We start from the raw sequence: 26578 nt of genomic DNA on the forward strand, positions 1-26578 counted from the left end.
ACACCCAGAACTGCCGCCACACCTCACGACCGGCCGGGGGCCGACCCTGCCGCACCACCGAATCCACCATTGACAACCCCCTTCACACGGGCGTTGCGACGACCACTTGAATCCGCCGCGCCTCACCGGGTACGAGGCGCTCTTTCGATCACGCGGTGCGGTGGGGCAGGAAGAGACCGGCGTCGCCGAACTCGTGCCAGCCGTACCCGTGGGCGACGGCCTCGTCGTAGGCGGCTTGGGTCAGTGCCGGGCCGGCCACCGACTCGACGAGCAGCAGGTGCGAGGCATCCGGGTCGTGCCAGCCGGTGACGAGGCCGCCCACGACGCGCACGGGTCGGTCGGGCCCGATGACGAGGTCGGTCCACCCCTCGGTGGCGTGGACGGCGCCGGACACGTCGGTGGCCGACTCGACCGCCCGCGTCGCGGTCGTGCCGACGGCGACGACGCGTCCGCCCCGGCTCCGCACGTGGTTGACGAGGGCGGCGGTGGCGTCCGGCACGGAGAACCACTCGGGCTGCGGCGCCTCGCCCGCCTCCTGCGACGACACGCCGGTGTGCAGCAGCACCGGGGCGACGAGGACGCCCGAGCTGACGAGGCGGGTCACCAGGTCGGTCGTGAAGGGGCGGCCGGCGCTGGCCATCTCGGCGCTGCCCGGGACGCTCGCGAACACGGTCTGGTAGGCGGCGAGGGGGTACCGGTGGGCCAGGTAGCCGTAGGCGATCGGCCGGCCGACACGCTCGAGCCCCGCGAGCAGCTCGCCGACGTCGTGGGCCGCCGACGGGTCGTCGGTGCCCGACGCGTCGAGGGTCACGACCGCAGCACGCCAGAGGCGGTTGCCCTCCCCCGTGGGCGACGAACCGACCTGCGGGTAGGGCGCCTCGAGGCGCAGGCGGGCCCGGAGGACCGACGTCGCCGGCAGCCCCGACAGCGCCCGTTCGTCGGTGTCGGGTGGCGCGAGGTCGACCTCCGCGAGGTCCCCGACGGCAGCGTCGAGGACGGGAGCAGACGCGTCGGGGGCCGTGCGCAGCTCGACGACGGCGGTCTGCTCGTCGAGGGCCGTGGCGACGTGCAGGACCACTGGCCCCCGGCCGGCCAGGACCGCGTCTGCCTCGCGGGCGCAGGTGGCCGACGTGTTGACGACGAGGACGTCACCGGGTCGCAGGTGCTCGCCGATGCGGTCGAAGCCGGTGTGTGTGACCCGCGGACCGGTCGCCGTGCCCTGCGCGACGAGGAGCCGCACGGCGTCGCGGCCGCCCGCCCGCTCCTCGGGCGGGGTCTCGGCGGTGAGGTCCCCGGTGGGACGGAAGCGGGTGGAGGGGGCGTGGCGCAGCAGCGTCGTCACCGGGCCACCACCGGGGCGGTGCCGAGAGTGGCAAGCAGGTCGGCCGCGACGACCCTGCCGCTCGGTGGGCGCGTGTCGAGGAGCGCGAGCACCGCGGGGACGGCGACCTCCTCCGGCAGGGGTCGGTCGCTGATGTCCTCGTCGGGGAACGCGTCCTGGTGCATGCCCGTCCGCATGTCCCCGGGGTCGAGAGCCCACGCGCGGACACCGGCCACCTCCTCCCCCAGAGTCAGGGTCAGGTGGTCGAGCGCTGCCTTCGAGGCGCCGTAGGGGCCCCAGGTCTCGTAGTGCCCGACGGCTGCGTCGGACGAGAGCGTCACGACGGCGCCACCGGCGCGTTCGAGGTCGGGCAGGAGGGCGCGGACGAGCTCGTGCGGCGCGAGGACGTTGACGGCGAGGACCGCTGCGAGGTCGTCGCTCGTCACCTCGCGCAGGCCGCGCATCGGGAGCGGTCCGAGGGTGCTGGCGTTGGCGACGAGCAGGTCGAGGCCGGCCCCGGCGCTGCGGGTCCGGACGGCGTCGACGACCTCGCGGCGGTGCACCGCGTCGGAGACGTCGCCCGCCACGCCGACGACGACACCGGCGCTCGCGCCGGCGGCGATCTCGACCACCGCTCGGTCGAGGTCGGCCGTCGTGCGGGCCGTGAGGACGAGAGACCAGCCGCGGCCGACGAGGGCGGTGGCGAGGGCGCGGCCGAGACCGCGGCTGGCACCGGTGACGAGTGCGATGGGCATCGGGATCTCCTGGTTCGTGGTCGAGAGCCACAGCGTCTGACCTCAAGTCAGCTTGAGGTCAAGACTCGACCCGTCCACCCGGTCGGGCCGTGGCACGACAGGCCCGAGCGGCGGCATACGATCTGGGCATGACGACGGCACCGGCACCGCTGCCCCTCCTCGTGCTCGGCCAGGGCACCGACCTGCACACCGAGCGCGGCGTGGAGTGCCCGGGCGACCTGCCCGCACCGTCCGACCCCGGCCTGGTCGAGCGCGCCCGGGCGGCAAAGGCCGCGCTCGGCGACCGCGTCTTCGTGCTCGGGCACCACTACCAGCGCGACGAGGTCATCGAGTTCGCCGACGTCACCGGCGACTCCTTCAAGCTGGCCCGTGACGCCGCGGCCCGGCCCGACGCGCCCTACATCGTCTTCTGCGGCGTCCACTTCATGGCCGAGTCGGCCGACATCCTGACGAGCGACGAGCAGACCGTGATCCTGCCCGACCTCGCCGCCGGCTGCTCGATGGCCGACATGGCCGCGATCGCCCAGGTCGAGGACTGCTGGGACCAGCTCGCCGCGGCGGGCATCGCCGAGCACACGATCCCCGTCACGTACATGAACTCCTCGGCGGCCATCAAGGCGTTCACCGGACGCCACGGCGGCACGATCTGCACCTCGTCCAACGCCCGCACCGCCCTCGACTGGGCCTTCGAGCAGGTCGGCGGCCTCGGGCTGGACGGCGACGGCACCGGCAAGGTGCTGTTCCTGCCCGACCAGCACCTCGGCCGCAACACCGCCGTTCGCGAGCTCGGTCTCTCCCTCGACGACTGCGTCGTCTGGGACCCGCACCGCCCCAACGGCGGCCTGACGCGCGAGCAGCTCGAGTCAGCCCGGATGATCCTCTGGCGCGGGCACTGCTCGGTGCACGGGCGGTTCTCCGTCGAGGCCGTCGAGGCGGCCCGCCGCGAGATCCCCGACGTCAAGGTCATCGTGCACCCCGAGTGCCGCTACGAGGTCGTCGAGCTCGCCGACGAGGTCGGCTCGACGGAGAAGATCATCCAGACGATCGCCGCCGCGCCCGACGGCACCTCGTGGGTCGTCGGCACCGAGCTCAACCTCGTGCGTCGCCTTGCCGCCCAGTTCCCGAACCAGCGGATCGCCTTCCTGGAGAAGAACGTCTGCTACTGCTCGACGATGAACCGCATCGACCTCCCCCATCTCGTCTGGGCGCTCGAGTCGCTCGTCGAGGGCCGGGTCGTCAACCCGATCCGCGTCGACCCGACCGTCGCCGCCGACGCGCGTGCCGCGCTCGACCGGATGCTCGCCCTGCCCGGCAAGACCCACAAGGACTGAGCCCGTGGCGCTGCCGCTCGACCGCATCGCCGTCATCTCCGACGTCCACGGCAACGTCACCGCCCTGGAGGCGGTCCTCGCCGACATCGAGGCGCGCGGCATCACCCGCGTCCTCAACCTCGGCGACGTCGTCGGCAAGGGGCCGCGCGGCGCCGAGGCGATCAAGCGCACACGTGAGGCGTGCGAGCTGACCGTCCGCGGCAACTGGGACTCGCTCATCGGCGACTGGGAGGGTTACGTCGGTCGCGGCGACGTCCCGCGGTTCGAGGCCGGCCAGTGGACGCGCGACGAGCTCTCCGACGAGGACGCGGCGTGGCTGTCAGGCCTGCCCAACGCCTACGACCTCGTCATGAGCGGCAAGCGGATCCGCCTCTTCCATGCATCACAGACGAGCGAGTTCGTGCGCGTGCGCTGGGAGCACACGCAGGACGAGTTCCGCGGCATGTTCACCAACACCGACTTCACCGGGCCCTGGGCGCCCGCCCTCCCGGGCCACCCGGCGCAGGCCTGGCCCGAGGGCACCACGCCCGACGTCGTCGGCTACGGCGACATCCACGGCACCTACCTCGAGGTCGACGAGGGCCTCCAGCTCTTCAACGCCGGAGCCGTCGGCAACCATCTCGACGACCCCACCGCGCCCTACTGCATCCTCGAGGGGCTGGCGGACTCCCTAGCCCCCCAACCGTTCTCGATCCAGTTCGTGCGCGTGCCGTACGACATCGAGGCCGAGGTCACGGCCGCCCGCGACCTCGGCATGCCCGGCGCCGACGCGTACGCCCTCGAGCTGCACGAGGGCATCTACCGGGGCCGCGGCTCCGGCTCCTGACGCGTCCGCTCCCCCGGCTCACCCCCGCGGCATCGCGCCCAGGCGGGCGAGCAGGAGCGCCTCCGCCTCGCAGACGCGCGCGAACTCCTCGAGGTGCAGCGACTCGTTGGCACCGTGGGCGCGGGTGTCGGGGTCCTCGACCCCGGTGACGAGGATCGCGGCGTCGGGGAAACGCGCGGCGAAGTCGGAGATGAACGGGATCGACCCGCCCACCCCCATGTCGACGGGGTCGACGCCCCACGCGTCGGAGAAGGCGGCGCGGGCCTGGTCGTAGACCGGGCCCTCGGCGTCGGCGGCGAAGCCGGAGCCGTGCTCCTCCAGCTCGACGGTGACCTTCGCGCCCCAGGGCGCGTGCTCGAGCAGGTGCGTCTTCAAGAGCTCGAAGGCGGCGACCGGCTCCTGCGTCGGGGCCAGGCGCATCGACACCTTGGCCGACGCGCGCGCGGCGAGCGTGTTCGAGGCCTTGGCGACCGACGTGACGTCCATGCCGATGGTCGTGATCGACGGCTGGTTCCACAGCCGCGTCAGGATCGAGCCGGTGCCGATGAGGTCGACGCCGTCGAGCAGACCGGACTCCGCGCGGAAGCGCGCCTCGTCGTAGTCGAGCTCGGCGGCCGTGCCCTTGTCGAGGCCTTGGACGGCGACGCTGCCCGCGTCGTCGTGGAGGGTCGCGAGGAGGCGGATGAGCGCGGTCACGGCGTCCGGGGCCGCGCCACCGAACATGCCCGAGTGCACCGAGTGGTCGAGGGTCTGGACACCCACGACGGCCCGGACGCCACCGCGCAGCGTCGTCGTCAGGGCGGGTTCGCCGATGGCCCAGTTGCCGGAGTCGGCGATGACGATGGCGTCGGCGGCGAGGCGGTGGCCGTGCTTCTCGAGGATCGTCGGCAGTGACGCGGAGCCGTACTCCTCCTCGCCCTCGACGAACACGGTGACGCCGACCGGCAGGTTGCCGGCGTGGGCCCGAAGGGCGGCGACGTGCGCCATGACCCCGGCCTTGTCGTCGGCGGCCCCGCGGCCGTAGAGGCGACCGTCGCGTTCGGTGGGCTCGAACGGCGGGGTGTCCCAGTCGGCGTCCTCTCCCGGGGGCTGCACGTCGTGGTGGGCGTAGAGCGTCACCGTCGGCGCACCCTCCGGGCCGTCGAGGTGGCCGATGACGGCCGGGCGGCCGCCCTCGACGATGATCTCGACCTCCAGCCCCTCGCGGCGCAGCAGCTCGGCGACGGCCTCCGCGCTGCGGGCCACGTGGCTCTGGTCAAAGCTCGTCGCGGAGACGCTCGGGATCCGGACGAGGTCCTCGAGGTCGGCCCGCACCTGTGGCATGAGCCGGGCCACTCGGTCGCGGATGGCGCTGATCTGGTCCTGGGAGAGCACGTCGTCGGTCACAGGCCGACCCTACCGACCGCCGGGGCGCGCTCCGCGCCGGCCGACATCGCGGGTGGCTGCGCGGTTCGCATGCGCGTCGGTTAGGTTCTGGCGCCGTGGGAACGAACGCCTTCACGCCGGGACAGGATCCGTGGCTGCACCGGCTGGGCAACCTGCGCAACGTCGTGCGCCAGGAGATGGTGACGCGCCAGCTCGCGGCGCACCTTCCCCGGGGGCCGCTGCGCGTGCTCGACGTCGGCGCGGGACAGGGCACCCAGGCGTTGCACCTCGCCCGGTCGGGCCACAGCGTGACGGCCGTGGAGCCCGATGCCAGGATGCGCGCGTCGTTCGAGCAGGCCGCGGCCTCGCTGGAGCCGGGGCAGCGGGACCGCGTCACGCTCCTCGCCGGCGACCTCGCCTCCCTCGCCAGCGTCACCCGACCCACGGCCTACGACGTCGTCATGTGCCACGGCGTCCTCATGTACCTGCCGGAGAGCCGGTCCGCGATCGCCGCTCTCGCGCGCCGCACCGCACCGGGCGGCATCGTGTCGCTCGTCGCGCGGAACGGAGCCGCGATGGCGTGGCGACCGGCGGCTCGCCGCGACTGGGCCGGCGCCACCGCGATGCTCGACGAGATCGACGCAGCCCGCGCGGAGGGTCGGGATGCTCGCTACCGCAACGAGATCGGCGTCGACGCCCGCGCCGACACGCTCGAGGCACTGACGGCCGACTGCACTGCGAACGGCCTCGCGGTCCAGGCCTGGTACGGCGTCCGGGTCGCGTCGGACACCGTCCCGGTCGACGAGCCGACGCCCGACGTCGAGGCGCTAGGAACGCTGCTCGACCTCGAGGAGCGCCTCGGCCGGACCGACCCGTACCGCGCGCTCGGCACCCTGCTGCACGTCGTCGCCGCGCCCGCCTGACACGCCACCACGCCGGCCCGGACGGAGGCTCGCGCGTGCGGGCCGCCCCGTCGACCGGGGCCGGCGTCGGTGGTTGACTCGGTGGATGGATCGGGTGGACCGGGCCTTCGAGGCGGTGCCGCGGACCGGGTTCCTGCCTCGCGCCGCGCGCTGGCGGGCCGGCCACGACGGCCCCATCCTCATCGGGCACGGGCAGACGAACTCGCAACCGCGGACCGTCGCCGACATGCTCCGCCTGCTCGACGTCCAGCCGGGCCAGCGCGTCCTCGACGTCGGCGCCGGCTCGGGCTGGACGACCGCGCTGCTCGCCCATCTCGTCGGGCCGGACGGCGTCGTCGTCGGCGTCGAGCTGGAGCCCGACCTCGCGGCCTGGGGTGCCGACAACCTCGCCCGGCGCCACGCGCCGTGGGCCTCCATCGCCGTCGCCGAACCGGGCGTGCTCGGGCTGCCCGACCGCGGCCCCTACGACCGCATCCTCGTGTCGGCCGAGGCGGCCTCGCTCCCCCGGGCCCTCATCGACCAGCTGGCCGACCCCGGCCGGATGGTCGTGCCCGTCGCCGGCACGATGCTCCTCGCGGAGCTGGTCGACGGCGTCGTGACGACGAGCGGGCACGGCCGGTACCGCTTCGTGCCGCTGCGGGAACGACTCGAGGGGTCGCAGGGACACGAGTGAGGCATGCGTCGGGCGGGGTGGACGATTCCGGCCCAGCCCCCACCCTCGCCTAGAGTGGTCCCGTGTTCGGACGCAAGAAGACCCTCAACGACGAGCTCGCCTCCTCCTCCACCGCGGTGCAGGACTCCGAGGCGCGCCCCGGCGCCAAGAACCGGCCCACCCCCAAGCGCCGTGACCAGGAGGCCCTCAACAAGCGTCCGCTCATCGTCACCGACCGCAAGGCTGCCGGCAAGCAGGACAAGACGGCCCGCCGCGAGGCGATGGCCACCCAGCGCGCAGGCATGCTCGCGGGCAACGAGAAGTACCTCCCGGCCCGTGACAAGGGCCCACGACGCCGCTTCATCCGCGACACCGTCGACGCCCGCTGGAACATCGGCGAGTTCATGCTGCCGGTGATGCTCCTCGTGCTGCTGCTCAGCTTCGTGCGCACCAACTGGGCGCTCATGCTCGTCTTCGTGCTCGTCTACGGCCTCATCCTCGTCGCGATCGTCGACGCCTACCTCATGTGGCGCCGCACGCGCCCGAAGCTCGAGGCCACGTTCGGCGGCGCCGAGAAGGGCGACGCCTGGTACGCGATCATGCGCGCCTTCCAGATGCGCCGCACCCGGATGCCCAAGCCGCAGGTCGCCCGCGGCGAGCAGCCCCGCTGAGGCTGCCCCGCACGAGCCCGAGAGCCCTCGGACGCCGCCCGGCGTCCGAGGGCTCTGTGCGGTGGCGGGGAAGGCGGCCGCCTCAGTGCTGCAGGTCGGCGAACGCCAGCGGCTCGCGGGTGACCGCGTACGTCGCGAAGTAGAGCTTCTCGACCGACCCGTCGGCGGCGCGCACGACCTCGAGCACCTCGCCCCGCTCGCGCCCGGCGGCGGCGCGGAAGCGGTCCGGGCCGTCCGGCTCGAAACGGGTCTCGGACAGCGCGTCGTCCTCGGACAGGCGCGCCCACAGCAGGCCCTCCCGGACGAAGAAGGTGATCGGTGACCCCTCCGACCACCACAGGCCGAGCAGCTCCTCGAGCGCGGGCCGCGGCGTCTCGGGGACCCAGGCCGGCGCGTGCGCGGGCTCGGTGTCGAGGACGGCCTCGACGAGGTCGGTGGCGAGGGCGAGCGTCAGGGCGTTCGACGTGCAGTTGGCGAAGACGACGGCCCCGACGCCGTCGCGACGCCGGACCCGGAGGCCGGTGAGGTAGCCGGGCATCGCACCACCGTGGCCGACGTACACCCGGTCGCCGCGCCGGCCCATGCCGAAGCCGAGCCCGTAGGCGCCGGACCAGCCGTCGACGTCGGTCATGATGAGCGGCCGGCACATCTCCTCGACCGTCTCGGGCGCGACGACCCGGTCGTCCGGGCGCGCGACGTAGGCCGCGTACCGCGCCATGTCGGCGACCGTCGACCACAGGCCGCCGAGCGGAGCCGTGGCGTTGAGCGTGAAGAGCGGCTCCTCGGTGGCCGTGCCGCGGTAGGGGTCGACCTGGTAGCCGCGGGCCCGTTCGGGTGCCGGGGCCAGGCCGGTACGGGTCATCCCGAGGGGCGCGAGGACGCGCTCGCGCACGACGTCCTCCCAGCCGCGGCCGGTGACGGTCTCGACGACGTGGCCCAGCAGGCCGTAGGCGAGGTTCGAGTAGTGGAAGGCATGGTGCGCCGGAAGCACCTGCTCGGCGTCCTCGACACCGGCGAGGAAGGCCTCCTTCTCCGGCGCCGACAGCGACTCCCAGATGTTGCCGACGGGCTCGCGCTGGAGCCCGGAGGCGTGGGCGAGCATCTGCCGCAAAGGGACCCGTGCGTGGCGGGTAGCCGGCAGGTAGGTGCCGAGCTCGTCGTCGAGGGTGAGCAGGCCGTCGTCGCGCAGCGCCATGACCGTGAGGGCGGTGAACGTCTTGGTCACCGAGCCGATCATGAACTGGGTGTCGTCGTCGGCCGGGCGGGGCACGTCGCCGAGCTCGGCGGAGCCGACGTGGCCGGACCACACGAGCACACCGTCGCGCACGACGCCGGCGCTGACGCCGGGCGAGCGCCACGTTCGCTGCGCCGTCGTGACGCGCCCGAGCAGCTCGCGCGCCAGGCCGGACGAGAGGCTGTCGTGCGACGCGGCGACTGCGCTCACTCGGCGGCCCGCAGGCTCATCGGGCCGTAGACGACGGCACCGGCCTCGCGCAGCGTCACCGACTCGACGCCGCGGCCGAGCAGGTCGCGCCACGTCTCGCCGAGGTAGTTCTCGGCGTCGCCCTGGGTCGGGAAGCCCGTCGTGGCCAGCCCCTCCCCCTCCATCGGCTCACCGTGCGCGTCGAGGTACAGCCAGGACCAGTCTCCGCTCATGCCCGTCACCCTAGACGCCTGCCGGACGCCGACTCACGCCGACGGGGCCCGGTCGTTTGACGGGTGGGCCGGGCGCGTGCCACGGTTCGCCTAACCGATGGACGTCGGGGCAAGCCGGTGCGACTCCGGCGCTGACCCGCAACCGTGACCCGGAACCGCGCCCCCACCGGGCGTCGCGCCGGCAGCCGGAAAACCCACGCCCGTCCGGCTCCCAGTCAGTCTGTCGTGGAATGCGGACCGGAGTCACCGAGGACGGCTCCGTGACCTGGGGGCCCGGCACGGTGTCCGACCGCGAGGAGGAAACCGTGTCCACCGTTGCCCGCACCCCGCTCCGGGTGCTGCTCGCCGTGCTCGTCGCCGCGGCCGTCACCGTGCTCACCACCGGACCCGCGCAGGCGGCCGCCTACCGGTTCTGGGGCTTCTACCAGCTCTCCAACGGCCAGTGGACCTTCGCCCAGAAGGGCTCGGACCAGACCGTCCCCGCCGACGGCAGCGTCGACGGCTGGCGCTTCGCCGTCGGCGACGAGAGCTCGACCCGCCTCCCGCGCGCCGTGCTCACCTTCGATGCCATCTGCGCCTCGACGCCCGCCGTGTCGGGTTCCAAGCGCGTCGGCGTCGTCGTCGACTACGGCCGCCCGGCCGACGCCGAGGACGCCGCGACGCCCCCGGCTCCCCAGGCGGTCTGCGCGGTCGTGCCCACGGCCGCGACGAGCACCGACGTGCTGGCCAAGGCCGGCGAGCTGCGCATCGAGAAGGGCCTCGTGTGCGCCGTCGCGGGCTACCCCGCGAGCGGCTGCGGTGGCCCGGTCAAGCAGGTCAGCGCCGAGGCGAAGGCCGCGGACTCCCCGGTGACGATCGCCGCACCCGCCGCGTCGACGAGCGCCGCCCCTGCCGCGAGCGCCCCGGTCGACGCCACCGCGCAGCCCGCGTCGTCCTCGACCGGCACGACGGTGGCCTGGGTCGTCGTCGCGCTCGTCGTCCTCGCGCTCGCCGGCTACCTCGTCGTCCGCTCGCGGCGCTCGCGCTCCGACGCCTGAGGCGGGCGACTCGACGGCGATGCGACCCCGTGCGCGGCTCCTGCACCCCGCAGCCTGGTGGCTGTGGGGGCTCGGGCTCGCCACGGCCGCGTCCCGGACGACGAACCCGGCCGTGCTGCTGCTCGTCATCGCCGTCTGCGTCCTCGTCGTCACCGAGCGGCGCGACCCCGCCACGCCGAACCCGCTGCCGGGCTTCCTCGCCATCGCCGCCGTCGTCCTCGCGTTCCGGGTCGTCATGACCGCGCTGCTGGGCAACGGGGTCCACGGCGAGGTCGTCATCGTCACGTTGCCGCAGGTGCCGCTGCCGGACTGGCTCTCGGTCATCCGCCTCGGCGGCCCGATCACGCTCGAGGCGCTGCTCTTCAGCCTCTACGACGCGCTGCGGCTCGCCGCGGTGCTCGCCTGCCTCGGCGCGGCCAACGCGCTGGCCACCCCGCGCCGGCTCCTGCGTTACCTGCCGGCGACGCTGTACGACGTCGGCACGGCCGTCGTCGTCGGGCTGACCTTCGCACCACAGCTGCTCGCCGACGCTCGCACCGTGCGGTCCGCGCGTGCCCTCCGGGGCCGCGACGCCCGCAGCCTGCGCGAGACGGCCCGGCTGACCGTGCCGGTCCTCGAGACCGCGTTCGAGCGCTCGCTCGGTCTCGCCGCGTCGATGGAGTCGCGCGGCTACGGTCGGGCGGTGCACAGCAGCACCGGCACCCGTCGCCTCGCCAGCGGCCTGGCCCTGCACGGCCTCGTCGGCGTCCTCGGCGGTCTCTACGGGCTCCTCGACGCGTCGGCCGGCGGCGCGCTCGGGCTGCCCCTGCTCGTCGTCGGCGTCGCACTCGCCGCGAGCAGCCTCGTCGTCGGGGCGTCGCGCGAGGGCCGGTCGGGCCACCGGCGCGACCGCTGGGAGTGGCCCGAGACCCTCACCGTCGTGGCCGGCGTCGTGCCGGCGGCGGTCCTCGTCATCGCCGGGCTGCGCGGCTGGAACGGCGTGACGCCCACCCAGCGCGCCGAGCTGCCGGCGGTGCCGCTCGTCGCCGTCGCGGCCGTGCTCGTCGCGGCCCTGCCGGCGTGGCTGACGCCCCGCCCCCGGGAGGTCATGCCGTGATCAGCTTCGAGCACGTCAGCGTCACGTACGCGGGCGCCGAGGGGCCGAGCCTCCTCGACGTCTCCCTCGAGATCCCCGAAGGTGAGCTCGTCCTCGTCGTCGGCCCCACCGGCAGCGGCAAGTCGACCCTCCTGCGCACGGTCAACGGCCTCGTCCCGCACTTCAGCGGCGGCACCCTGAGCGGCCGCGTCGTCGTCGACGGCCTCGACACCGCCGCGCACCGGCCCCGGGACCTCGCCACCGTCGTCGGCCTCGTGGAGCAGAACCCGTCGTCGACGTTCGTCACCGACGTCGTCGAGGACGAGGTCGCCTACGGCATGGAGACGATGGGGCTCGACCCGACGACGATCCGGCGCCGGGTCGAGGAGACGCTCGACCTCTTCGGGCTGACTCCGCTGCGGGCCCGCGCGCTCGGCACCCTGTCGGGTGGCCAGCAGCAGCGCGTCGCCATCGCTGCCCTCTTCGCGGCCGGGCCGCGCGTGCTCGTCCTCGACGAGCCGACGTCGGCCCTCGATCCTGTTGCGGCAGAGGAGGTCCTGGCGTCGCTGCACCGCATCGTCCACGACCTCGGCGTCACCGTGGTGCTGGCCGAGCACCGTCTCGAACGGGTCGTGCACCACGCCGACCGCGTGCTCCTCGTCGACGACGGCCACGTCTCCGAGCTGCTCGACCCGGCCGAGGCCATGGCGCTGTCGCAGATCTTCCCGCCCGTCGTCGGGCTGTCCCGGCTCGCGGGTTGGACCCCGACGCCGCTGTCGATCCGCGACGCCCGGCGTCGGGCCGCATCGCTGCGCGAGACGCTCGGCGCGCGCACCCCGCCGGACCACCCCGTGCGGTTCGCCGGCTCCGCCCCGGGCGGCGCGGCGCTCTCGCTGGAGCGCGTCGGCGTGCGGCGCGCCGGGCGCGTCGTCCTCGACGGCGTCGACCTGGAGGTGGCACGAGGCTCGGTGACGGCCCTGATGGGTCGCAACGGTGCCGGCAAGTCGACCCTGCTCGGCGCGGTCGCGGCCCAGCACCGGCTCTCCGGCGGACGGGTCCGCGCCGGGACCCACGGCGCCGACCCGCACGCCCTCGCGCCCCGTGACCGGGTGCGCGCCGTCGGGCTCGTGCCGCAGCAGCCCGAGCTGCTCCTCTATGCCGACTCGGTGGCCGCCGAGTGCGCCGCGGCCGACGCCGACTTCGGTGTCCCGGAGGGCACGGCGACGGGCGTCCTGGCCCGCATCGCCGACGGCATCGACCCCGACGCGCACCCGCGCGACCTGTCCGAGGGGCAACGCCTCGAGCTCGCCCTCGCCGTCATCCTCGCCGGCAGCCCCGAGGTGCTCCTGCTCGACGAGCCGACGCGGGGCCTCGACTACGGGGCCAAGCAGCGCCTCTGCGGCGTGCTCGCCGAGCTGGCGGAGTCCGGCACGACGGTCCTCGTCGCGACGCACGACGTCGAGCTCGCGGCCGAGGTCGCCGACCGCGTCGTCATCCTCGCCGACGGCGAGGTCGTCACCGACGGCCCGGCGCGCGACGTCCTCGCCTCCTCCCCCGCCTTCGCCCCGCAGGTGACCAAGGTGCTGCTGCCGCAGACCTGGCTCACCGTCGGCGAGGTGGCCCGCGCCCTCGGGCGGACGGCATGACGACGGGCGCGACCGCCCCGCGAGCGGTACGGACCTCCGTGCCGGCGTCGCGGCGCGTCATCCCGCTGCGATGGCCCGCCGTCCTCGCGGTCCTCGCCGTCGGCCTGGTCGGCCTGGCCGCCTTCACGTGGCCGTTCTTCGCGCCCGGGCAGGTGGCCACCGACCACGGCAACGACGCGCCGTGGTTCTTCGCCGTGCTCCTCGGCCTGCTCGCCGTCGTGTGCCTCGCCGAGGTGACGGCCGGCCGGCTCGACGCCAAGACGATCGCCGTGCTGGGCGTCGCGGCCGCCGCCGGTGGCGCGTTGCGCCTGCTCAGCGCGGGAACGGCGGGCCTGGAGCCGATGTTCTTCGTCGTCATCGTCGCCGGACGGGTCCTCGGGCCGGGGGTCGGCTTCGTGTCCGGCGCCCTCGCGGTCACGACCGGCGCGCTCATCACCGGCGGCGTCGGCCCGTGGCTGCCCTTCCAGATGGTGTGCTCGGGCGCCATCGGCCTCGGCGCCGGGCTGCTGCCCGTGCCCGCCGGGCACCGCGCCGAACGGTGGGCGCTCGCGGCCTACGCGCTTGTCACGGGTCTCGTCTACGGCGCTGTCATGAACCTCTGGTTCTGGCCCTTCCTCGGGGCGAGCGCTCCTGTCGGCATGGGCTTCGTGCCCGGCGCACCCCTCGCCGTCAACCTCCAGCACTACGCCGTCTTCTACGTCTCCACGTCGCTCGCGTGGGACCTGCCGCGGGGGCTGCTCAACGCGGCGCTCGTCGTCGCCGCGGGGCCGGCCCTGCTGCGGGTCTTCCGGCGTGCGGCGCGGCGCGCGGCCTTCGACGCCGCGGTGCGGTTCGAACCACGTCCGGACTCCACGGAGGAGGCACCGTGACGCGTCGGGCCGCGAGCACGACGCTCGTCACCGGCCCGGTCCGCAGCGGCAAGAGCCGGCACGCCGAGGACCTGCTGTCGGCGCACCGCGACGTCACCTACGTCGCCACCGGGCCCCTGCCGGGGCCCGACGACGCCGAGTGGCGGGCGCGGGTGGAGGCGCACCAGGCCCAGCGGCCCCACACGTGGCGCACCGTGGAGACCGCCGACGTCGCCGGCGTCCTCGCGACGGCGAGCGGCCCCGTGCTCGTCGACTGCCTCGGCACGTGGCTGACGAGCGTCGTCGACTCCGCCGGGTGGGACGACCTCGATGCCGCGGCCGCCGAGGTTCGTCGACGCGGCGCCGCCCTCGTCGAGTCGCTCTGTGCCGCAACCGTTCCCGTCGTGGTGGTCACCAACGAGGTGGGGTGGTCGCTCGTGCCGACGATGGCCTCGGGTCGCCTCTTCCAGGACGAGCTCGGCCGGCTCAACGCGGCCGTGTCCGTGGTGGCCGCGCGGGTCCACCTCGTCGTCGCCGGACGCGTCCTCGACCTCTCGCACGCGCCGGTCGTGCCCTCGCACCCCGGCCCGCGGACCCTCGATGCGTGACGCCTGGCGCCTCGCCTTCGGCACCTTCACAGCCCTGCGCGTGCCGGCCCCTGCGTCGGTCGGACCACGCGAGCTGGGCCGGGCGCTGCTCCTCGCGCCGGTCACCGCGCTCCCCTTCGCCGTCGCCTGGGCGGCCCTCGGGGTCGCGGTCGTGCTCGGCGCCGCCCCGCCCGCGGTCGGGGCCGTGCTCGCGCTCGTCGTCGTGGCCCTCGGCTCACGGGCCTTCCACCTCGACGGGCTCGCCGACCTCGCCGACGGCCTGACGTCGGGCCACGACCCGGCGCGGTCCCTCGAGGTCATGCGGCGCGGCGACACCGGCCCCGCCGGCGCCGCAGCCCTCGTGCTCGTCCTCGGCCTCGACGCGGCAGCCCTCGCCGCGCTGCTCCCGTCGGCGGTCGGCGTCGCGCTGGGTGTCGTCGCCCTCCTCGGCAGCCGTCTCGCGCCGGCCGTCTGCGCCCGCAGCGGCGTCCCGGCGGCTCGTCCGGAGGGGCTGGGTCGGTCGGTCGCGGGCACCGTCGGTCGGGGCGCCCTCGCGGGCCTCGTCGTGGCCTGCACCGCGGTCGGGGGCCTCGCGGCGGCCCTCACGGCCCTCGCCACCGAGCAGCGGCCCGACACCGGCGTCGTGGCAGCCGTCGTGGCAGGAGCGGCCTGCGTGCTCGGCGCGGCCGCCGGGGCGCTCGTCGTGCGTGCGCACGCCGTCGGACGCCTGGGCGGGGTCACGGGCGACGTCGTCGGGGCGGCGGTCGAGGTGTCCCTCGCGGCCGGTCTCGTCGTCGCGTCGGTCGCCGTGCGCCTGATGTCCTGACGTTCCGACCGCGAGAAGGTGCCCACTGTGGACCAGACGATCGAGTGGGCACCTTCTCGAGGGGCGGGCGTCAGGCCTCGCGGACCTGCACCTGCACGAACGGGGGCCTGACGACCGTCGCCTCGACCGCGCGACCGCGCACGTCGACCGACACGGTGGTGCCGTCGGCGACGTCGGGAGCCAGCAGCGCGAGCGCGATGCCCTGCTTGAGCGTCGGGGAGAAGGTGCCCGAGGTCACCTCACCGACAGCCTCACCGTCGCGGCTCACCGTGCAGTGCGCCCGCGGGATGCCACGACCGGTGACGAGCAGGCCGCGGGACAGCCGCGTCGGGGCCGCCTTCTCGGCGACGAGCGCGTCCTTGCCCCAGAAGGCGTCCTTCTTCCAGCCGACCGCCCAGCCGGCGCGGGCCTGCACGGGCGAGATGTCGAGGGAGAGGTCCTGGCCGTGCAGCGGGTAGCCCATCTCGGTGCGCAGGGTGTCGCGAGCGCCGAGCCCGCAGGGCAGGCCCTCGAACGGCTCCGCCGCGGCGACGAGGGCGTCCCACAGCGCGGGGGTGTCGTCCCAGCGGGGCACGAGCTCGTAGCCGCGCTCGCCGGTGTAGCCGGTGCGGCACACGATGACCGGGCGGCCCTCCCACTGCGCCTCGACGAACGACATGTAGTCGTGGCCGGTGGGCAGGCCGAGCGACTCGAGCACCTCGTCGCTCTTCGTGCCCTGCACCGCGATGACCCCGTACTCGCGGTGCCGGTCGGTCACCTCGATGCCGTCGGGCGCGGCCGCGCGCAGGCGGCGCACGACCTCGGCGGTGTTGGCGGCGTTGGGGATGAGGAAGACGTCGTCGTCGGCACGCAGGTAGGCGATGAGGTCGTCGACGACGCCGCCGGACTCGTCGCAGCACAGCGTGTACTGCGCCGACCCCGGCTCGATGCGGCGCAGGTCGTTGGTGAGGCACGCGTTGACGAAGTCGGCGGCGCCCGGGCCCGACACGGTGGCCTTGCCGAGGTGGCTGACGTCGAAGATGCCCACGCGCTCGCGCACCGCCGTGTGCTCGCGGACGACGCCGCCACCGGGGTACTCGATCGGCATGTCCCAGCCGCCGAAGTCAGCCATCTTCGCGCCGAGGGCGACGTGGCGGTCGTGGAGGGGCGAGGTGAGCGGGGAGGTCGTCCCCGACGGCGCTGTCGTCATGCCGCTCAACCTACCGCCCGGGGCTCATCGGCCCCGCCGGCCGCCTCCTGCGAGGACGTGGGGGCGCGGCTCGTTATCATCGGCGCCGTCGCCTCCCGACGCCGAGACCGCACGACGGACCGTGCGCCGGGACGGCACCAGGACGCGCGCACCCGTGCGGCGCCCGCCGACCATCGTCGTCGCACCACGTCCAGTGGACCGACCGGCACCACCGTCCAAAGGAGGCCTCCGTGGCCCAGCTGACCATCTCGAACCGCTCGGCCGCCGACACCGCCGGTGACGCGCTCGTCGTCGCCCTCGTCACCGGCGACGACGGCGCGACCCTCGCCCCGGGCCACGACCTGCCCCGCAAGGCCGTCGCCCACCTGACCTCCGCCGTCACCGAGCTCGAGCTGGCCGGCAAGGTCGGCGAGGTGACGACGCTGCCCTCGGTCCCGGACGTGAGCGCCCGCCTCGTCGTCCTCGCCGGCGTCGGCGCCCTGACGGCCTCGCCCGACGCCGGAGCCCTCGAGGACGTCCGTCGTGGCATCGGTGCGGCCGCGCGTGGCCTCGCCGCGAAGAAGAAGGTCGTCGTCGCGGTCCCCGGCACGTCCGTCGAGGTCGTCGCCGCCACCGCCGAGGGCGTGGCCCTCGGCGCCTACGCGGTGTCGAAGGTCGGCTCCGAGTCCGCCTCGGCCGACCAGCAGTCCGCCGCCTTCGCCCTCGTCGGCCCGGGCGACGCCGCCTCGCGGCGAGTCGTCAAGCGCGCCGCGGCTCTCGGCACGGCGATCGCCTACACCCGAGACCTCGTCAACCTCCCGCCGAACCTGCTCTACCCCGAGACGTTCGTCGACTCGCTCGCCGAGCGCACCAAGGGCACGAAGGTCAAGCTCAAGTCCTACGACATGAAGGCGCTGCGCGCCGGCGGCTTCGGCGGCACCGTCGGCGTCGGCCAGGGCTCGGTCAACGATCCCCGCATCGCGGTGCTCAGCTACTCCCCGTCGCGCCCGAAGGCCTCGATCGCCTTCGTCGGCAAGGGCATCACCTTCGACTCGGGCGGCCTGTGCATCAAGCCCGCCAACGGCATGCTGACGATGAAGTGCGACATGGCGGGTGCAGCTGCCGTGGCCGGCGCGGTCCTCGCGATCGCCGAGCTGGGCCTGCCCATCGCCGTCACCGGCTACCTCGGCCTGGCCGAGAACATGCCGAGCGCGAGCGCGCAGCGGCCGAGCGACGTCGTGACGATGCGCGGCGGCAAGACCGTCGAGGTGCTCAACACCGACGCCGAGGGGCGCATGGTCCTCGGCGACTGCATCGCCCTCGCGTCCGAGTCCACGCCCGACGCCATCGTCGACATCGCGACGCTGACCGGCGCCCAGGTCATCGCGCTGGCCGACACCGCGGCCGTCATGGGCAACGACGACGCCTTCCGCACCCGGGTGCTCGACGCCGCCCAGGGCGCCGGCGAGGCGATGTGGCCGATGCCGCTGCCCAAGGAGCTGCGCGGCGGCCTGGACTCGGTCAACGCCGACCTTGCCCACAAGGGCGGCCCGGAGGGCGGCATGCTCACGGCCGGCCTCTTCCTCGGCGAGTTCGTCGGTACCGGCATCCCGTGGAGCCACATCGACATCGCCGGCCCGGCCTACAACGACAAGGCGCCGAACGGATACTCCCCCAAGGGCGGCACCGGCTTCGGCGTCCGCACCCTCGTGGGGCTCGCCGAGTCCTACGCCTGAAGCCCCCGCTCCCTCCCACCGTCGAAAGGCCACGTTCGGCTGGGTCGGGACACTCGAGAGGCCAGGACGCGACGTGCGTCCTGGCCTCTCGACGTGGATGAGGCGACCGTTCGTGGCCTCTCGACGGTTGGGGTGGTGGGGCGGGTGCGGTCAGCCGCCGGACTTGCGGCGGAACATCTGCTGGTTCTTCGCCGGCCCGTGCGCGCCGTGCACCTTCGAACGGTCGTGGTCGTCGGAGACGTCCTTGCCGCCGTGGGCGTGCTTCTTGTCGAGGGCAGCCCGGAACTTGGCCTTCATCTCCTCGTCCGGGCCCACCGGGGCGCCTTCCTGCTTCGACATTCGAGTCCTCCTGGATGCGGGGCGGGGCGCGCCGGAACGGCACGGTGCGGACGTTGTCAACCCTGTCAGCCAGGCCGTTGCCGGTCCACCCCTTTGCCCGGCGCGTCGCGTCGGGCGTCGCGTCGGGCGTCGCGTCGGGCGTCGCGTCAGGCGTCGCGTCAGGCGTCGCCCTGGCGCTTGCGCGTGTTGTACTCGCGCATGCGGTTCGGGTAGCCGGTGTGGTTGACGTCGTAGGCGGGGACGCCGAGGCGGCGGGCCAGCTCGTAGGCGTCCTTCGGGGTGCCGACGGCGCGCCGGGTCCACTCGCCGTCCCAGGCGATGAGCACGACGGTCGTCGGCGTAACGCTCGTGGCCGGCTCGACGTAGGCCTCGACGCCGCGACGCGTCTCGGCGAAGGTGCGCAGGTGGGTCTCGACGGCCTTGCGGTCGATGTCCATGGTGGGCCCGTCCGAGCGTCCGAGACGCGCGGACACCTTGCCCCCGGAGCGTCGCGAGAACCAGCCCATGGCGGAACTGTACGTGGTCGACCCGTGCACACATGCGGGTCCGACGCGTCTCCGAGGTGTGTCTGAGGCGTGCCCTGGTCGGGGGCGGCTGCAGGCGTGACCTGCCTGTGACGTCCCTCGGGATCAATGACAAGATGCTCTTGCACCCACACCCCCGGGTGCCCACCACATCTGAAGGAGCGCACCCACATGTCGGCTGACGCCGCAGGCGACTACGACGTCGTCATCCTCGGTGGGGGCTCGGGCGGATATGCCTGCGCCCTCCGGTCGGCGGAGCTGGGGCTCTCCGTGGCCCTCGTCGAGAAGGGCAAGCTCGGGGGCACGTGCCTCCATGTCGGGTGCATCCCGACCAAGGCCCTCCTGCACGCCGCGGAGGTCGCCGACACGGCACGCGACGGCGCGCACTTCGGGGTCAAGACGACCTTCGAGTCGGTCGACATGAGCGGCGTCAACGCGTACAAGGACGGTGTCGTCTCCCGTCTGCACAAGGGCCTGCAGGGACTCGTCAAGGCCGCGAAGATCGAGTACGTCGAGGGCGCGGGCGTCCTCGACGGCCCGAACACCGTCGTCGTCGGCGACCGTCGCATCACCGGCCGCAACGTCGTGCTCGCCACCGGCAGCTACCCGCGCACGCTGCCCGGCCTCGAGATCGCCGGCCGCATCATGACGAGCGAGCAGGCCCTGACCATCGACCACGTGCCGGCGCGCGTCGTCGTGCTCGGTGGCGGCGTCATCGGCGTCGAGTTCGCCTCGGTCTTCAGGAGCTTCGGCTCCGAGGTCACCGTCGTCGAGGCGCTCCCCCGGCTCGTCGCGGCCGAGGACGAGGCCATCAGCAAACAGCTCGAGCGCTCGTTCCGCAAGCGCAAGATCGCGTTCAAGACGGGTGTCCGCTTCACCGGCGCGACGCAGTCGGGCGACGTCGTCACCGTCTCGCTCGAGTCGGGCGAGACCATCGAGGCAGACCTGCTCCTCGTCGCCGTGGGCCGCGGCCCCGTCACCGAGGGCCTGGGCTTCGAGGCCGCCGGCGTCACCGTCGACCGCGGTTTCGTCCCCACCGACGAGCGCCTGCGCACCGGCGTCCCGGGCGTCTACGCCGTCGGCGACATCGTGCCGGGCCTGCAGCTGGCCCACCGCGGCTTCGCCCAGGGCATCTTCGTCGCCGAGGAGATCGCGGGCCTCGCCCCGGCGGTCATCGTCGAGAGCGGCATCCCCCGGGTCACCTACTGCGACCCCGAGATCGCGAGCGTCGGCCTCACCGAGGCCCAGGCGCGCGAGCGTTACGACGAGGTCGAGACCTACGAGTACAACCTCGGCGGCAACGGCAAGTCCCAGATCCTCGGCACCCAGGGCTTCGTCAAGCTCGTGCGCGAGAAGGGCGGTCCGGTCGTCGGGGTCCACATGATCGGCGCACGGATGGGCGAGCAGGTCGGCGAGGCCCAGCTCATCGTCAACTGGGAGGCGCACCCCGAGGACGTCTCCGGTCTCATCCACGCGCACCCCACGCAGAACGAGTCGCTCGGCGAGGCACACTTGGCCCTGTCGGGTAAACCGCTGCACGCACACGCTTGAGCCAGTAACTGGGAAGAGGAGAGAACACGTCATGTCAGAACGCGTGACCATGCCGGCCCTGGGTGAGTCCGTCACCGAGGGAACCGTCACCCGCTGGCTGAAGAATGTCGGGGACAGCGTCGAGGTCGACGAGCCGCTCCTCGAGGTCTCGACCGACAAGGTCGACACCGAGATCCCGTCGCCCGTCGCGGGCACCCTGCAGGAGATCCTCGTGCAGGAGGACGACACGGTGCCGGTCGGCGCCGACCTCGCCGTCATCGGCGACGGTGCAGCCCCCGCCGGGGGCGGCGACGCCCCTGCCGCGCAGGAGGCCGAGCAGCAGCAGGCTGCGCAGCACGAGCAGCAGGAGCAGCAGGACGCGCCGGCACCCGAGGCGCCGAGCACCGACCAGGAGCCCCAGGCCGCCACGAGCGAGCCCGAGGCAGCACAGGCCGAGCAGACGCAGGCGGCCGCCTCCCCGTCCGAGGGCGGCGAGGGCCAGACCGTGACCATGCCGGCGCTCGGCGAGTCCGTCACCGAAGGCACCGTCACGCGGTGGCTCAAGGCCGAGGGCGACGAGGTCGCCGTCGACGAGCCGCTCCTCGAGGTCTCAACCGACAAGGTCGACACCGAGATCCCGTCGCCGGTCGCCGGCACCCTGACCAAGATCCTCGTCGGCGAGGACGAGACCGTCCCGGTCGGCGGCGACCTCGCCGTCATCGGTGGCGCCCCCGCGGCGGCCCCCGCCCAGGAGGCCCAGAAGCAGGAGGAGCCCGCACAGGCTGCCCCGGCCCAGGGGGCCCCGAAGCAGGAGGCCCCGAAGCAGGAGGCGCCGAAGCAGGCGGAGCAGGCGCCCGCGCCGTCCCCGGCCGCCCAGGCTCCCGCCCAGGCCGAGGCCGAGACGGCCGAGCAGCAGGCCGCAGGCCTGCCCGCCGACGCCGAGCGTCCCGCGGCCCAGCAGTCGCCCGAGGGCTCGGCACCCGCCGACACGCCGTCGCGCGACGACGCCGCCGCCTACGTGACGCCGCTCGTGCGCAAGCTCGCGCAGCAGCACGGCATCGACCTCGGGTCGGTCAGCGGCACCGGCGTCGGCGGCCGCATCCGCAAGCAGGACGTCCTCGACGCCGCCGAGGCGGCGAAGGCTCCCGCGGCCCCGGCTCCTGCCGCGTCGGCTCCGGCCCCGGCGGCAGCCCCGTCGGCACCGGCCGCGAGCGCCGCGGTCTCCCCGAAGCGCGGCACGCGCGAGAAGATGAGCCGCCTGCGCAAGGTCATCGCGACCCGCATGGTCGAGTCGCTGCAGGTGTCCGCCCAGCTGACGACCGTCGTCGAGGTCGACCTCACGAAGATCGCCCGTCTGCGCGCCAGGGTGAAGGGCGACTTCGAGGCCCGTGAGGGCACGAAGCTCAGCTTCCTGCCGTTCCTGGCCCTCGCTGCCACCGAGGCGCTCAAGGCCCACCCGATGGTCAATGCGAGCATCGAGGGCGACGAGGTCGTCTACCACGGCACCGAGAACCTCTCGATCGCCGTCGACACCGAGAAGGGCCTCATCGTCCCGGTCGTCAAGAACGCCGGCGACCTCAACATCGCGGGCCTCGCCCGGGCCATCGCCGACGTCGCGGCGCGCACGCGCAGCAACAAGATCACGCCCGACGACCTCGCCGGCGGCACGTTCACCATCACGAACACCGGCAGCCGTGGTGCGCTCTTCGACACCCCGATCATCAACCAGCCGCAGGTCGCGATCCTCGGCACGGGCGCGATCGTCAAGCGTCCCGTCGTCGTCACCGACGCCGACGGCGGCGAGACGATCGCGATCCGCTCGATGATGTACCTCGCGCTGTCCTACGACCACCGCATCGTCGACGGCGCCGACGCCGCGCGCTTCCTCGGCACGATGAAGGAGCGTCTCGAGGAGGGCCGCTTCGAGGCCTGAGCCGGGCGATCGCCCCGCAACGCCCGTAGGGTGTGAACCATGACGAAGCGCGTCGCCATCACCGGCTCGTCCGGCCTGATCGGCGGCGCGCTTCGTCGTCATCTCGAGGCCCGTGGCGACGAGGTCGTCAGGCTCGTGCGACGCCACCCCTCCGGCCCAGGTGAGGTGCGGTGGGATCCTTCGCGCGGTGAGCTGGATCCCTCGGCGCTCGAGGGCGTCGACGCCGTCGTCAACCTCGCCGGCGTCGGCATCGGCGACAAACGCTGGGACGCCGCGTACAAGCGGGAGGTCGAGCGCAGCCGCACCGACGCCACGGGCACGGTGGCGCAGGCCCTCGCGCAGGCGCGTGGCCGGGGCGCGACCCCCCGCCTGGTCAACGCCTCGGCGGTCGGCTACTACGGCGACCGTGACGGCGAGGTGCTGAGCGAGGCGAGCGCCCCGGGTGGCGACGTCCTGGCCGGCATCGTGACACGGTGGGAGGGCGCCGCCGACCCCGCCCGCGAGGCCGGGGTGCCGGTGGCGTGCGTGCGCAGCGGCCTGGTCATGAGCCCTGACGGCGGCGCCTTCAAGCCGGTGCTGCTGCTCGCGCGCCTCGGTCTCGCCGGGCCGATGGCCGGCGGCGACGAGTGGTGGCCGTGGATCACGCTCGTCGACGAGGTTCGCGCCATCACCCATCTGATCGACCAGCCCCACCTCACCGGGGCGTTCAACCTCGCGGCACCGGGGTCGGCCCGGCAGAAGGAGATCGCCAGGGCCATCGCGACGGCCCTGCACCGGCCCGCCGTGCTGCCCGCGCCACGCCTGGCCCTGCGGGCGGTCGTGGGCGAGTTCGCCGACTCCATCGTCGCGAGCCAACGAGTGGTGCCCGAGGCGCTGCTGGCGGCGGGTTTCACCTTCGAGCACCCGGACCTCGAGAGCGCGGTCAGGTGGCTGGTGCGCGGCTGATCGACTCGATCCGCCACCCCTGCGCTCCACGCACGAAGTGGAAGTCGAGCATCTCCCCCTCCTCCGCCGCACGCGCCGCCCGGGCACCGGCGTCAGTGACGACGGTGTAGGCGGTCCAGTCGACGCGGGCGCGCACGACGGCGGTCGGCGAGGCGGACCCGGCGGTGGCGCCCGGCGCGGGACCCGAGCCGGCAACCGGGACGTACGTGGCGGTGGCGACCTCGAGCCGCAAGCCCTCCCACCGTGTGCCGGTCGAGCGCAGGGTCGCGACGACCTGCCGGTCGGAGGTCCAGCTGGGACCGCCGACGCGGTGCACCGCGGCCAGTCCTGCGACGTCGCGGCCGACGAGCGCCCGGGTACGGGCATCGCCGAGGACCTGCATCAGCTCGGCGGCGTGGTCGGCCGGCGCGGTCGGCGACCGGAGCAGCACAGCCGGGTCCAGGGCCGGACGGTCGAGGCCGGTCGGCGCGACGCGCGTCGTGACCGCCGGCGCGGGCGGTGTCGCTGGCGGTCTCGCCCGCGGGCCGGCGAGTGTCGGGGCCGGCGTCGTGGCTCCCGCGGTGGCTGCGACGGCGACGCTTCCAGGCACCTCGGGCCGGCCACCACCCGCGCCACCGCGCGACGCGACGGCCCAACCGCCCAGACCCACCGCCACGACCGCCGTGCCCACGAGAGCGACGAGCGGACGGCGCACGCCGCGAACCAGCCGATACGGGGCCAGGGGCGCGACGAGGGGCCCGAGCGCTGACGCGAGACCCACGCCCGACAGCAGGCGTGGCAGGCCGCGCTCGCGTCGGGGGTCGGCCGACGGGGCCTCGTCACGAGCCTGCGCGCGGAGACGGTGCGTCAGGGCCGAGGCGAGGTCGGCTCCGAGCACGACCTCGACCGGGTCGGCGGGTGCCGCCTCGTAGAAGAGCCGGGCAAGCGCGTCGGAGGGCGGACGCTCGGACGGGTCGGGGTCGATGCACGCACCGATGGCGTCGGCCAGCTGTTCCCCGACGTGGGAGGCCACGACGTCGCGGTCGAGGCGCAGCATGGTGCCGGGTGCGCCGTTGCCCGTGGCGCAGAACCAGGCGAGGGCACCGATGGCGTAGACGTCGCTCGCCTCGGAGGGTGCGGCGCCGGCGACGACCTCGGGAGCGACGAATCCCGAGGTGCCCCAGACCTGCTCGTCGACAGCTCCGGCGAGGCGCGCCGCGCCGAGGTCGAGCAGCACCGGCCGGCCGTCAGGGGTGACGCGGACGTTCGCGGCGGAGATGTCACCGTGCAGGCCGCCCGCGCGGTGCAGCGTCGCGACCGCGTCGCACAGCGGCGTCAGGACGGTGATGATCTCGCCCGTCCGGAGGTGACCGCGAGCCTCGACCATCGCAGCCAGGGCCACGCCGTCGACGCGATCGAACACGAGCGCCTCGCGGCCGTCCTCGAGCGGGACGACCGAACGCAGCGCCACGAGGTGCTCGTGGCGGACGGCGAGGAGCACCTGCTGCTCGGCGACCGAACGCTCCGAGCCGGAGCCGTCGTGCGGGACCTTGACCGCGACGCGTCGGCCCGACGCGTCGACCCCTGCCCACACGACCGAGGACCCACCGGCACCGATGACGGCCTCGAGCCGATGGCCGGGGACCTCGGGCGTCTCGTGCTGCTCCTCGTCGTCGTTCACCCGGTCATCGAAACAGAGCCACCGCTGGCGCCGCGGGCGTCATCCACAGGGCCCGCGGCGAGCCGGGTGAGGGCTCGGCCACGGCTCGACCGGGCCTCAGTCGGGGCTCAGTCCGGCCTCAGTCGGGCTCAGTCGGGGCTCTGGCCCGGGGTCACCACGTCGACGACGCGACGGTCGCGGGCACTGACGCGGGCGGCGTCGATGACGGCCAGCACGTGCACGGCGTCGCGCGGGTCGACGGGCATCGTCGCCTGCGGGTCGGAGGTCGCGAGGGCGCCCGCCACGGCCCGGTAGAAGTCGGCCTGGTCGGCATCGGTGACCACCGGGCCCGGCTCGCGCTCGTCGCCACGCACGATCCAGCCCACGGCGTCGCCCTCGTTGAAGAACTCGGTGAACGAGCTGACGTCGTCGAACTGCTTGCCGATGACGTACGCCCCGGTCGAGCCGTTGACCCGCGCGCGCGGCCCCGGCGCCCCGTTGACCGAGCTGGAGAACAGGTGGCTCACGACGCCCGAGGTGTGCCGGCACGCGAGGAAGGTGTCGTCCTCGGCCGTCACGGTGCGGGCGTCGAGCTCGGCGTACACGGACTCCACCTCGCCGTGGAGCAGCACCGCCTGGTCGACGAGGTGGCTGTGCAGGTCGAGCAACAGTCCTCCACCCTCCGTGGGGCCGACGGTCTCGCGCCAGCGCTGCTTGGGCACGGGCCGCCAACGGTCCCAACGGTATTCGGCGCGCCAGATGTCACCCACGAGGGTCTCGTCGCGCACGATGCGCAGCGCCGCCAGCTCGGGGTCGAAGCGTCGGTTGTTGAAGACGGTGAGTGGCACGCCGTGGTGGGTGGCGAGGTCGACGACGCGCAGGGCACTGCTGGCGTCGACGGCGAGCGGCTTGTCGACGACGAGCGGTATCCCGGCATCGATGACCGCCTCGGCCTGCTCGCCGTGCACCCCGCTCGGCGAGGCAAGCACGACGAGGTCGAGGTCGGCGACGCCGAGGAGCGCCTCGAGGTCGGGCACGACGTCGGCCTCCGGGTGGTCGGTCCGCACCTGCTCGGCCCGTTCCGCGCTCGACGTCGACACGGCGGCGAGCGTCAGTCCGGCCCGCGTCAGCAGCGGCGCGTGGATGCCGCGCCCCGCCGAGCCGTACCCGACGAGTCCGACCCGGCGGGAGTGAACGGGGCGGGCGGCGGGGTCGCTGTCGGGCATGCGACCACCCAACCACACC

The 26578-nt window shown here is 74.2% G+C and carries 25 protein-coding genes; 15 read left to right on the forward strand and 10 right to left on the reverse strand.

Annotated features, from left to right (window positions below):
• Positions 1-148: 148 nt before the first annotated feature.
• Together AC3A5R_RS00005 and AC3A5R_RS00010 are read right to left on the reverse strand one after the other, a co-directional pair.
• Positions 149-1342 (reverse strand): S-adenosylmethionine:tRNA ribosyltransferase-isomerase, encoded by a 1194-nt coding sequence (locus AC3A5R_RS00005; protein WP_487618740.1) that lies wholly within the window; start codon positions 1340-1342, stop codon positions 149-151.
• The gene (locus AC3A5R_RS00010) at positions 1339-2076 is read right to left on the reverse strand and encodes an SDR family NAD(P)-dependent oxidoreductase (RefSeq protein WP_487618741.1); all 738 of its coding nucleotides are present in this window, start codon (positions 2074-2076) and stop codon (positions 1339-1341) included. The genes AC3A5R_RS00005 and AC3A5R_RS00010 overlap by 4 nt, the downstream gene beginning before the upstream one ends.
• Before the next feature lie 128 nt (positions 2077-2204).
• Between AC3A5R_RS00010 and nadA the strand changes: the two genes are divergently transcribed.
• Both nadA and AC3A5R_RS00020 read left to right on the forward strand, forming a co-directional pair.
• Complete coding sequence (gene nadA / locus AC3A5R_RS00015; RefSeq protein WP_487618742.1) at positions 2205-3407, forward strand: quinolinate synthase NadA; 1203 nt, start codon at positions 2205-2207, stop codon at positions 3405-3407.
• Positions 3408-3411: 4 nt separating this feature from the next.
• A complete protein-coding gene (locus tag AC3A5R_RS00020; protein WP_487618743.1) occupies positions 3412-4233 on the forward strand; it encodes a metallophosphoesterase family protein in 822 nt (273 codons plus the stop codon).
• Positions 4234-4251: 18 nt separating this feature from the next.
• Here AC3A5R_RS00020 and AC3A5R_RS00025 read toward each other — a convergent pair whose 3' ends face one another.
• Positions 4252-5619: a M20/M25/M40 family metallo-hydrolase gene (locus AC3A5R_RS00025; protein ID WP_487618744.1), complete on the reverse strand. Its 1368-nt coding sequence runs from the start codon at positions 5617-5619 to the stop codon at positions 4252-4254.
• Between the two features lie 95 nt (positions 5620-5714).
• Here AC3A5R_RS00025 and AC3A5R_RS00030 point away from each other — a divergent pair, with 95 nt between their 5' ends.
• The 3 genes from AC3A5R_RS00030 (at position 5715) to AC3A5R_RS00040 (ending at position 7844) form a co-directional block, all read left to right on the forward strand.
• Entirely contained in the window at positions 5715-6521 is an 807-nt protein-coding gene (locus tag AC3A5R_RS00030) for a methyltransferase domain-containing protein (RefSeq protein WP_487618745.1), read from the forward strand.
• A gap of 85 nt (positions 6522-6606) precedes the next feature.
• Entirely contained in the window at positions 6607-7194 is a 588-nt protein-coding gene (locus tag AC3A5R_RS00035; protein ID WP_487618746.1) for a protein-L-isoaspartate O-methyltransferase family protein, read from the forward strand.
• Between the two features lie 62 nt (positions 7195-7256).
• The gene (locus tag AC3A5R_RS00040; protein WP_487618747.1) at positions 7257-7844 is read left to right on the forward strand and encodes a DUF3043 domain-containing protein; all 588 of its coding nucleotides are present in this window, start codon (positions 7257-7259) and stop codon (positions 7842-7844) included.
• An 82-nt stretch (positions 7845-7926) separates the two neighbouring features.
• Here AC3A5R_RS00040 and AC3A5R_RS00045 read toward each other — a convergent pair whose 3' ends face one another.
• Together AC3A5R_RS00045 and AC3A5R_RS00050 are read right to left on the reverse strand one after the other, a co-directional pair.
• Positions 7927-9288: a serine hydrolase domain-containing protein gene (locus tag AC3A5R_RS00045; RefSeq protein WP_487618748.1), complete on the reverse strand. Its 1362-nt coding sequence runs from the start codon at positions 9286-9288 to the stop codon at positions 7927-7929.
• The gene (locus tag AC3A5R_RS00050) at positions 9285-9500 is read right to left on the reverse strand and encodes a hypothetical protein (protein WP_487618749.1); all 216 of its coding nucleotides are present in this window, start codon (positions 9498-9500) and stop codon (positions 9285-9287) included. The genes AC3A5R_RS00045 and AC3A5R_RS00050 overlap by 4 nt, the downstream gene beginning before the upstream one ends.
• A gap of 305 nt (positions 9501-9805) precedes the next feature.
• Here AC3A5R_RS00050 and AC3A5R_RS00055 point away from each other — a divergent pair, with 305 nt between their 5' ends.
• From AC3A5R_RS00055 to AC3A5R_RS00080, 6 genes are read left to right on the forward strand one after another with little or no spacing between them, the layout of a single operon-like run.
• On the forward strand, positions 9806-10537 hold the full coding sequence (locus AC3A5R_RS00055; RefSeq protein ID WP_487618750.1) for an SCO2322 family protein: 732 nt from the start codon (positions 9806-9808) through the stop codon (positions 10535-10537).
• 19 nt (positions 10538-10556) lie between these two features.
• Positions 10557-11633 carry an energy-coupling factor transporter transmembrane component T gene (locus AC3A5R_RS00060; protein WP_487618751.1) on the forward strand — a complete coding sequence of 359 codons (1077 nt, stop codon included), beginning with the start codon at positions 10557-10559 and terminating at the stop codon, positions 11631-11633.
• The gene (locus tag AC3A5R_RS00065) at positions 11630-13258 is read left to right on the forward strand and encodes an ABC transporter ATP-binding protein (RefSeq protein ID WP_487618752.1); all 1629 of its coding nucleotides are present in this window, start codon (positions 11630-11632) and stop codon (positions 13256-13258) included. The genes AC3A5R_RS00060 and AC3A5R_RS00065 overlap by 4 nt, the downstream gene beginning before the upstream one ends.
• Positions 13255-14127 carry an ECF transporter S component gene (locus AC3A5R_RS00070; RefSeq protein ID WP_487618753.1) on the forward strand — a complete coding sequence of 291 codons (873 nt, stop codon included), beginning with the start codon at positions 13255-13257 and terminating at the stop codon, positions 14125-14127. Before AC3A5R_RS00065 ends, AC3A5R_RS00070 begins: the two co-directional genes overlap by 4 nt.
• Entirely contained in the window at positions 14124-14714 is a 591-nt protein-coding gene (locus AC3A5R_RS00075; protein WP_487618754.1) for a bifunctional adenosylcobinamide kinase/adenosylcobinamide-phosphate guanylyltransferase, read from the forward strand. The genes AC3A5R_RS00070 and AC3A5R_RS00075 overlap by 4 nt, the downstream gene beginning before the upstream one ends.
• Entirely contained in the window at positions 14707-15519 is an 813-nt protein-coding gene (locus AC3A5R_RS00080) for an adenosylcobinamide-GDP ribazoletransferase (protein ID WP_487618755.1), read from the forward strand. The genes AC3A5R_RS00075 and AC3A5R_RS00080 overlap by 8 nt, the downstream gene beginning before the upstream one ends.
• Before the next feature lie 70 nt (positions 15520-15589).
• Here the strand turns inward: AC3A5R_RS00080 and gcvT are convergent, their stop codons facing one another.
• On the reverse strand, positions 15590-16708 hold the full coding sequence (gcvT, locus tag AC3A5R_RS00085) for a glycine cleavage system aminomethyltransferase GcvT (RefSeq protein WP_487618756.1): 1119 nt from the start codon (positions 16706-16708) through the stop codon (positions 15590-15592).
• 230 nt (positions 16709-16938) lie between these two features.
• Between gcvT and AC3A5R_RS00090 the strand changes: the two genes are divergently transcribed.
• Positions 16939-18423 carry a leucyl aminopeptidase gene (locus AC3A5R_RS00090; RefSeq protein ID WP_487618757.1) on the forward strand — a complete coding sequence of 495 codons (1485 nt, stop codon included), beginning with the start codon at positions 16939-16941 and terminating at the stop codon, positions 18421-18423.
• Positions 18424-18573: 150 nt separating this feature from the next.
• Here AC3A5R_RS00090 and AC3A5R_RS00095 read toward each other — a convergent pair whose 3' ends face one another.
• Both AC3A5R_RS00095 and AC3A5R_RS00100 read right to left on the reverse strand, forming a co-directional pair.
• Positions 18574-18762 (reverse strand): DUF5302 domain-containing protein, encoded by a 189-nt coding sequence (locus AC3A5R_RS00095; RefSeq protein WP_323098732.1) that lies wholly within the window; start codon positions 18760-18762, stop codon positions 18574-18576.
• Positions 18763-18920: 158 nt separating this feature from the next.
• Positions 18921-19268: a hypothetical protein gene (locus AC3A5R_RS00100; RefSeq protein ID WP_487618758.1), complete on the reverse strand. Its 348-nt coding sequence runs from the start codon at positions 19266-19268 to the stop codon at positions 18921-18923.
• Positions 19269-19457: 189 nt separating this feature from the next.
• Between AC3A5R_RS00100 and lpdA the strand changes: the two genes are divergently transcribed.
• From lpdA to AC3A5R_RS00115, 3 genes are read left to right on the forward strand one after another with little or no spacing between them, the layout of a single operon-like run.
• Complete coding sequence (lpdA, locus tag AC3A5R_RS00105) at positions 19458-20837, forward strand: dihydrolipoyl dehydrogenase (RefSeq protein WP_487618759.1); 1380 nt, start codon at positions 19458-19460, stop codon at positions 20835-20837.
• A gap of 31 nt (positions 20838-20868) precedes the next feature.
• Positions 20869-22749, forward strand: a complete 1881-nt coding sequence (sucB, locus tag AC3A5R_RS00110) for a 2-oxoglutarate dehydrogenase, E2 component, dihydrolipoamide succinyltransferase (protein WP_487618760.1) — start codon at positions 20869-20871, stop codon at positions 22747-22749.
• A gap of 39 nt (positions 22750-22788) precedes the next feature.
• On the forward strand, positions 22789-23694 hold the full coding sequence (locus AC3A5R_RS00115) for a TIGR01777 family oxidoreductase (protein WP_487618761.1): 906 nt from the start codon (positions 22789-22791) through the stop codon (positions 23692-23694).
• Here the strand turns inward: AC3A5R_RS00115 and AC3A5R_RS00120 are convergent.
• Positions 23672-25354: a serine/threonine-protein kinase gene (locus tag AC3A5R_RS00120; protein WP_487618762.1), complete on the reverse strand. Its 1683-nt coding sequence runs from the start codon at positions 25352-25354 to the stop codon at positions 23672-23674. The two genes, AC3A5R_RS00115 and AC3A5R_RS00120, sit on opposite strands and share 23 nt — an antisense overlap.
• A gap of 128 nt (positions 25355-25482) precedes the next feature.
• On the reverse strand, positions 25483-26559 hold the full coding sequence (locus AC3A5R_RS00125; protein ID WP_487618763.1) for a Gfo/Idh/MocA family protein: 1077 nt from the start codon (positions 26557-26559) through the stop codon (positions 25483-25485).
• Between the last annotated feature and the right edge of the window lie 19 nt (positions 26560-26578).

It is taken from the genome of Intrasporangium sp. Soil_C_50 (assembly GCF_057656595.1).

Bases quoted from the DNA above. Each gene is read 5' to 3' on its own strand.
- AC3A5R_RS00095 (WP_323098732.1), bottom strand. From the start codon at position 18,762: ATGTCGAAGCAGGAAGGCGCCCCGGTGGGCCCGGACGAGGAGATGAAG.
- sucB (WP_487618760.1), top strand. From the start codon at position 20,869: ATGTCAGAACGCGTGACCATGCCGGCCCTGGGTGAGTCCGTCACCGAG.
- AC3A5R_RS00100 (WP_487618758.1), bottom strand. From the start codon at position 19,268: ATGGGCTGGTTCTCGCGACGCTCCGGGGGCAAGGTGTCCGCGCGTCTC.
- lpdA (WP_487618759.1), top strand. From the start codon at position 19,458: ATGTCGGCTGACGCCGCAGGCGACTACGACGTCGTCATCCTCGGTGGG.
- AC3A5R_RS00010 (WP_487618741.1), bottom strand. From the start codon at position 2,076: ATGCCCATCGCACTCGTCACCGGTGCCAGCCGCGGTCTCGGCCGCGCC.
- gcvT (WP_487618756.1), bottom strand. From the start codon at position 16,708: ATGACGACAGCGCCGTCGGGGACGACCTCCCCGCTCACCTCGCCCCTC.
- nadA (WP_487618742.1), top strand. From the start codon at position 2,205: ATGACGACGGCACCGGCACCGCTGCCCCTCCTCGTGCTCGGCCAGGGC.
- AC3A5R_RS00035 (WP_487618746.1), top strand. From the start codon at position 6,607: ATGGATCGGGTGGACCGGGCCTTCGAGGCGGTGCCGCGGACCGGGTTC.
- AC3A5R_RS00050 (WP_487618749.1), bottom strand. From the start codon at position 9,500: ATGAGCGGAGACTGGTCCTGGCTGTACCTCGACGCGCACGGTGAGCCG.
- AC3A5R_RS00080 (WP_487618755.1), top strand. From the start codon at position 14,707: ATGCGTGACGCCTGGCGCCTCGCCTTCGGCACCTTCACAGCCCTGCGC.
- AC3A5R_RS00060 (WP_487618751.1), top strand. From the start codon at position 10,557: ATGCGACCCCGTGCGCGGCTCCTGCACCCCGCAGCCTGGTGGCTGTGG.
- AC3A5R_RS00125 (WP_487618763.1), bottom strand. From the start codon at position 26,559: ATGCCCGACAGCGACCCCGCCGCCCGCCCCGTTCACTCCCGCCGGGTC.
- AC3A5R_RS00115 (WP_487618761.1), top strand. From the start codon at position 22,789: ATGACGAAGCGCGTCGCCATCACCGGCTCGTCCGGCCTGATCGGCGGC.
- AC3A5R_RS00070 (WP_487618753.1), top strand. From the start codon at position 13,255: ATGACGACGGGCGCGACCGCCCCGCGAGCGGTACGGACCTCCGTGCCG.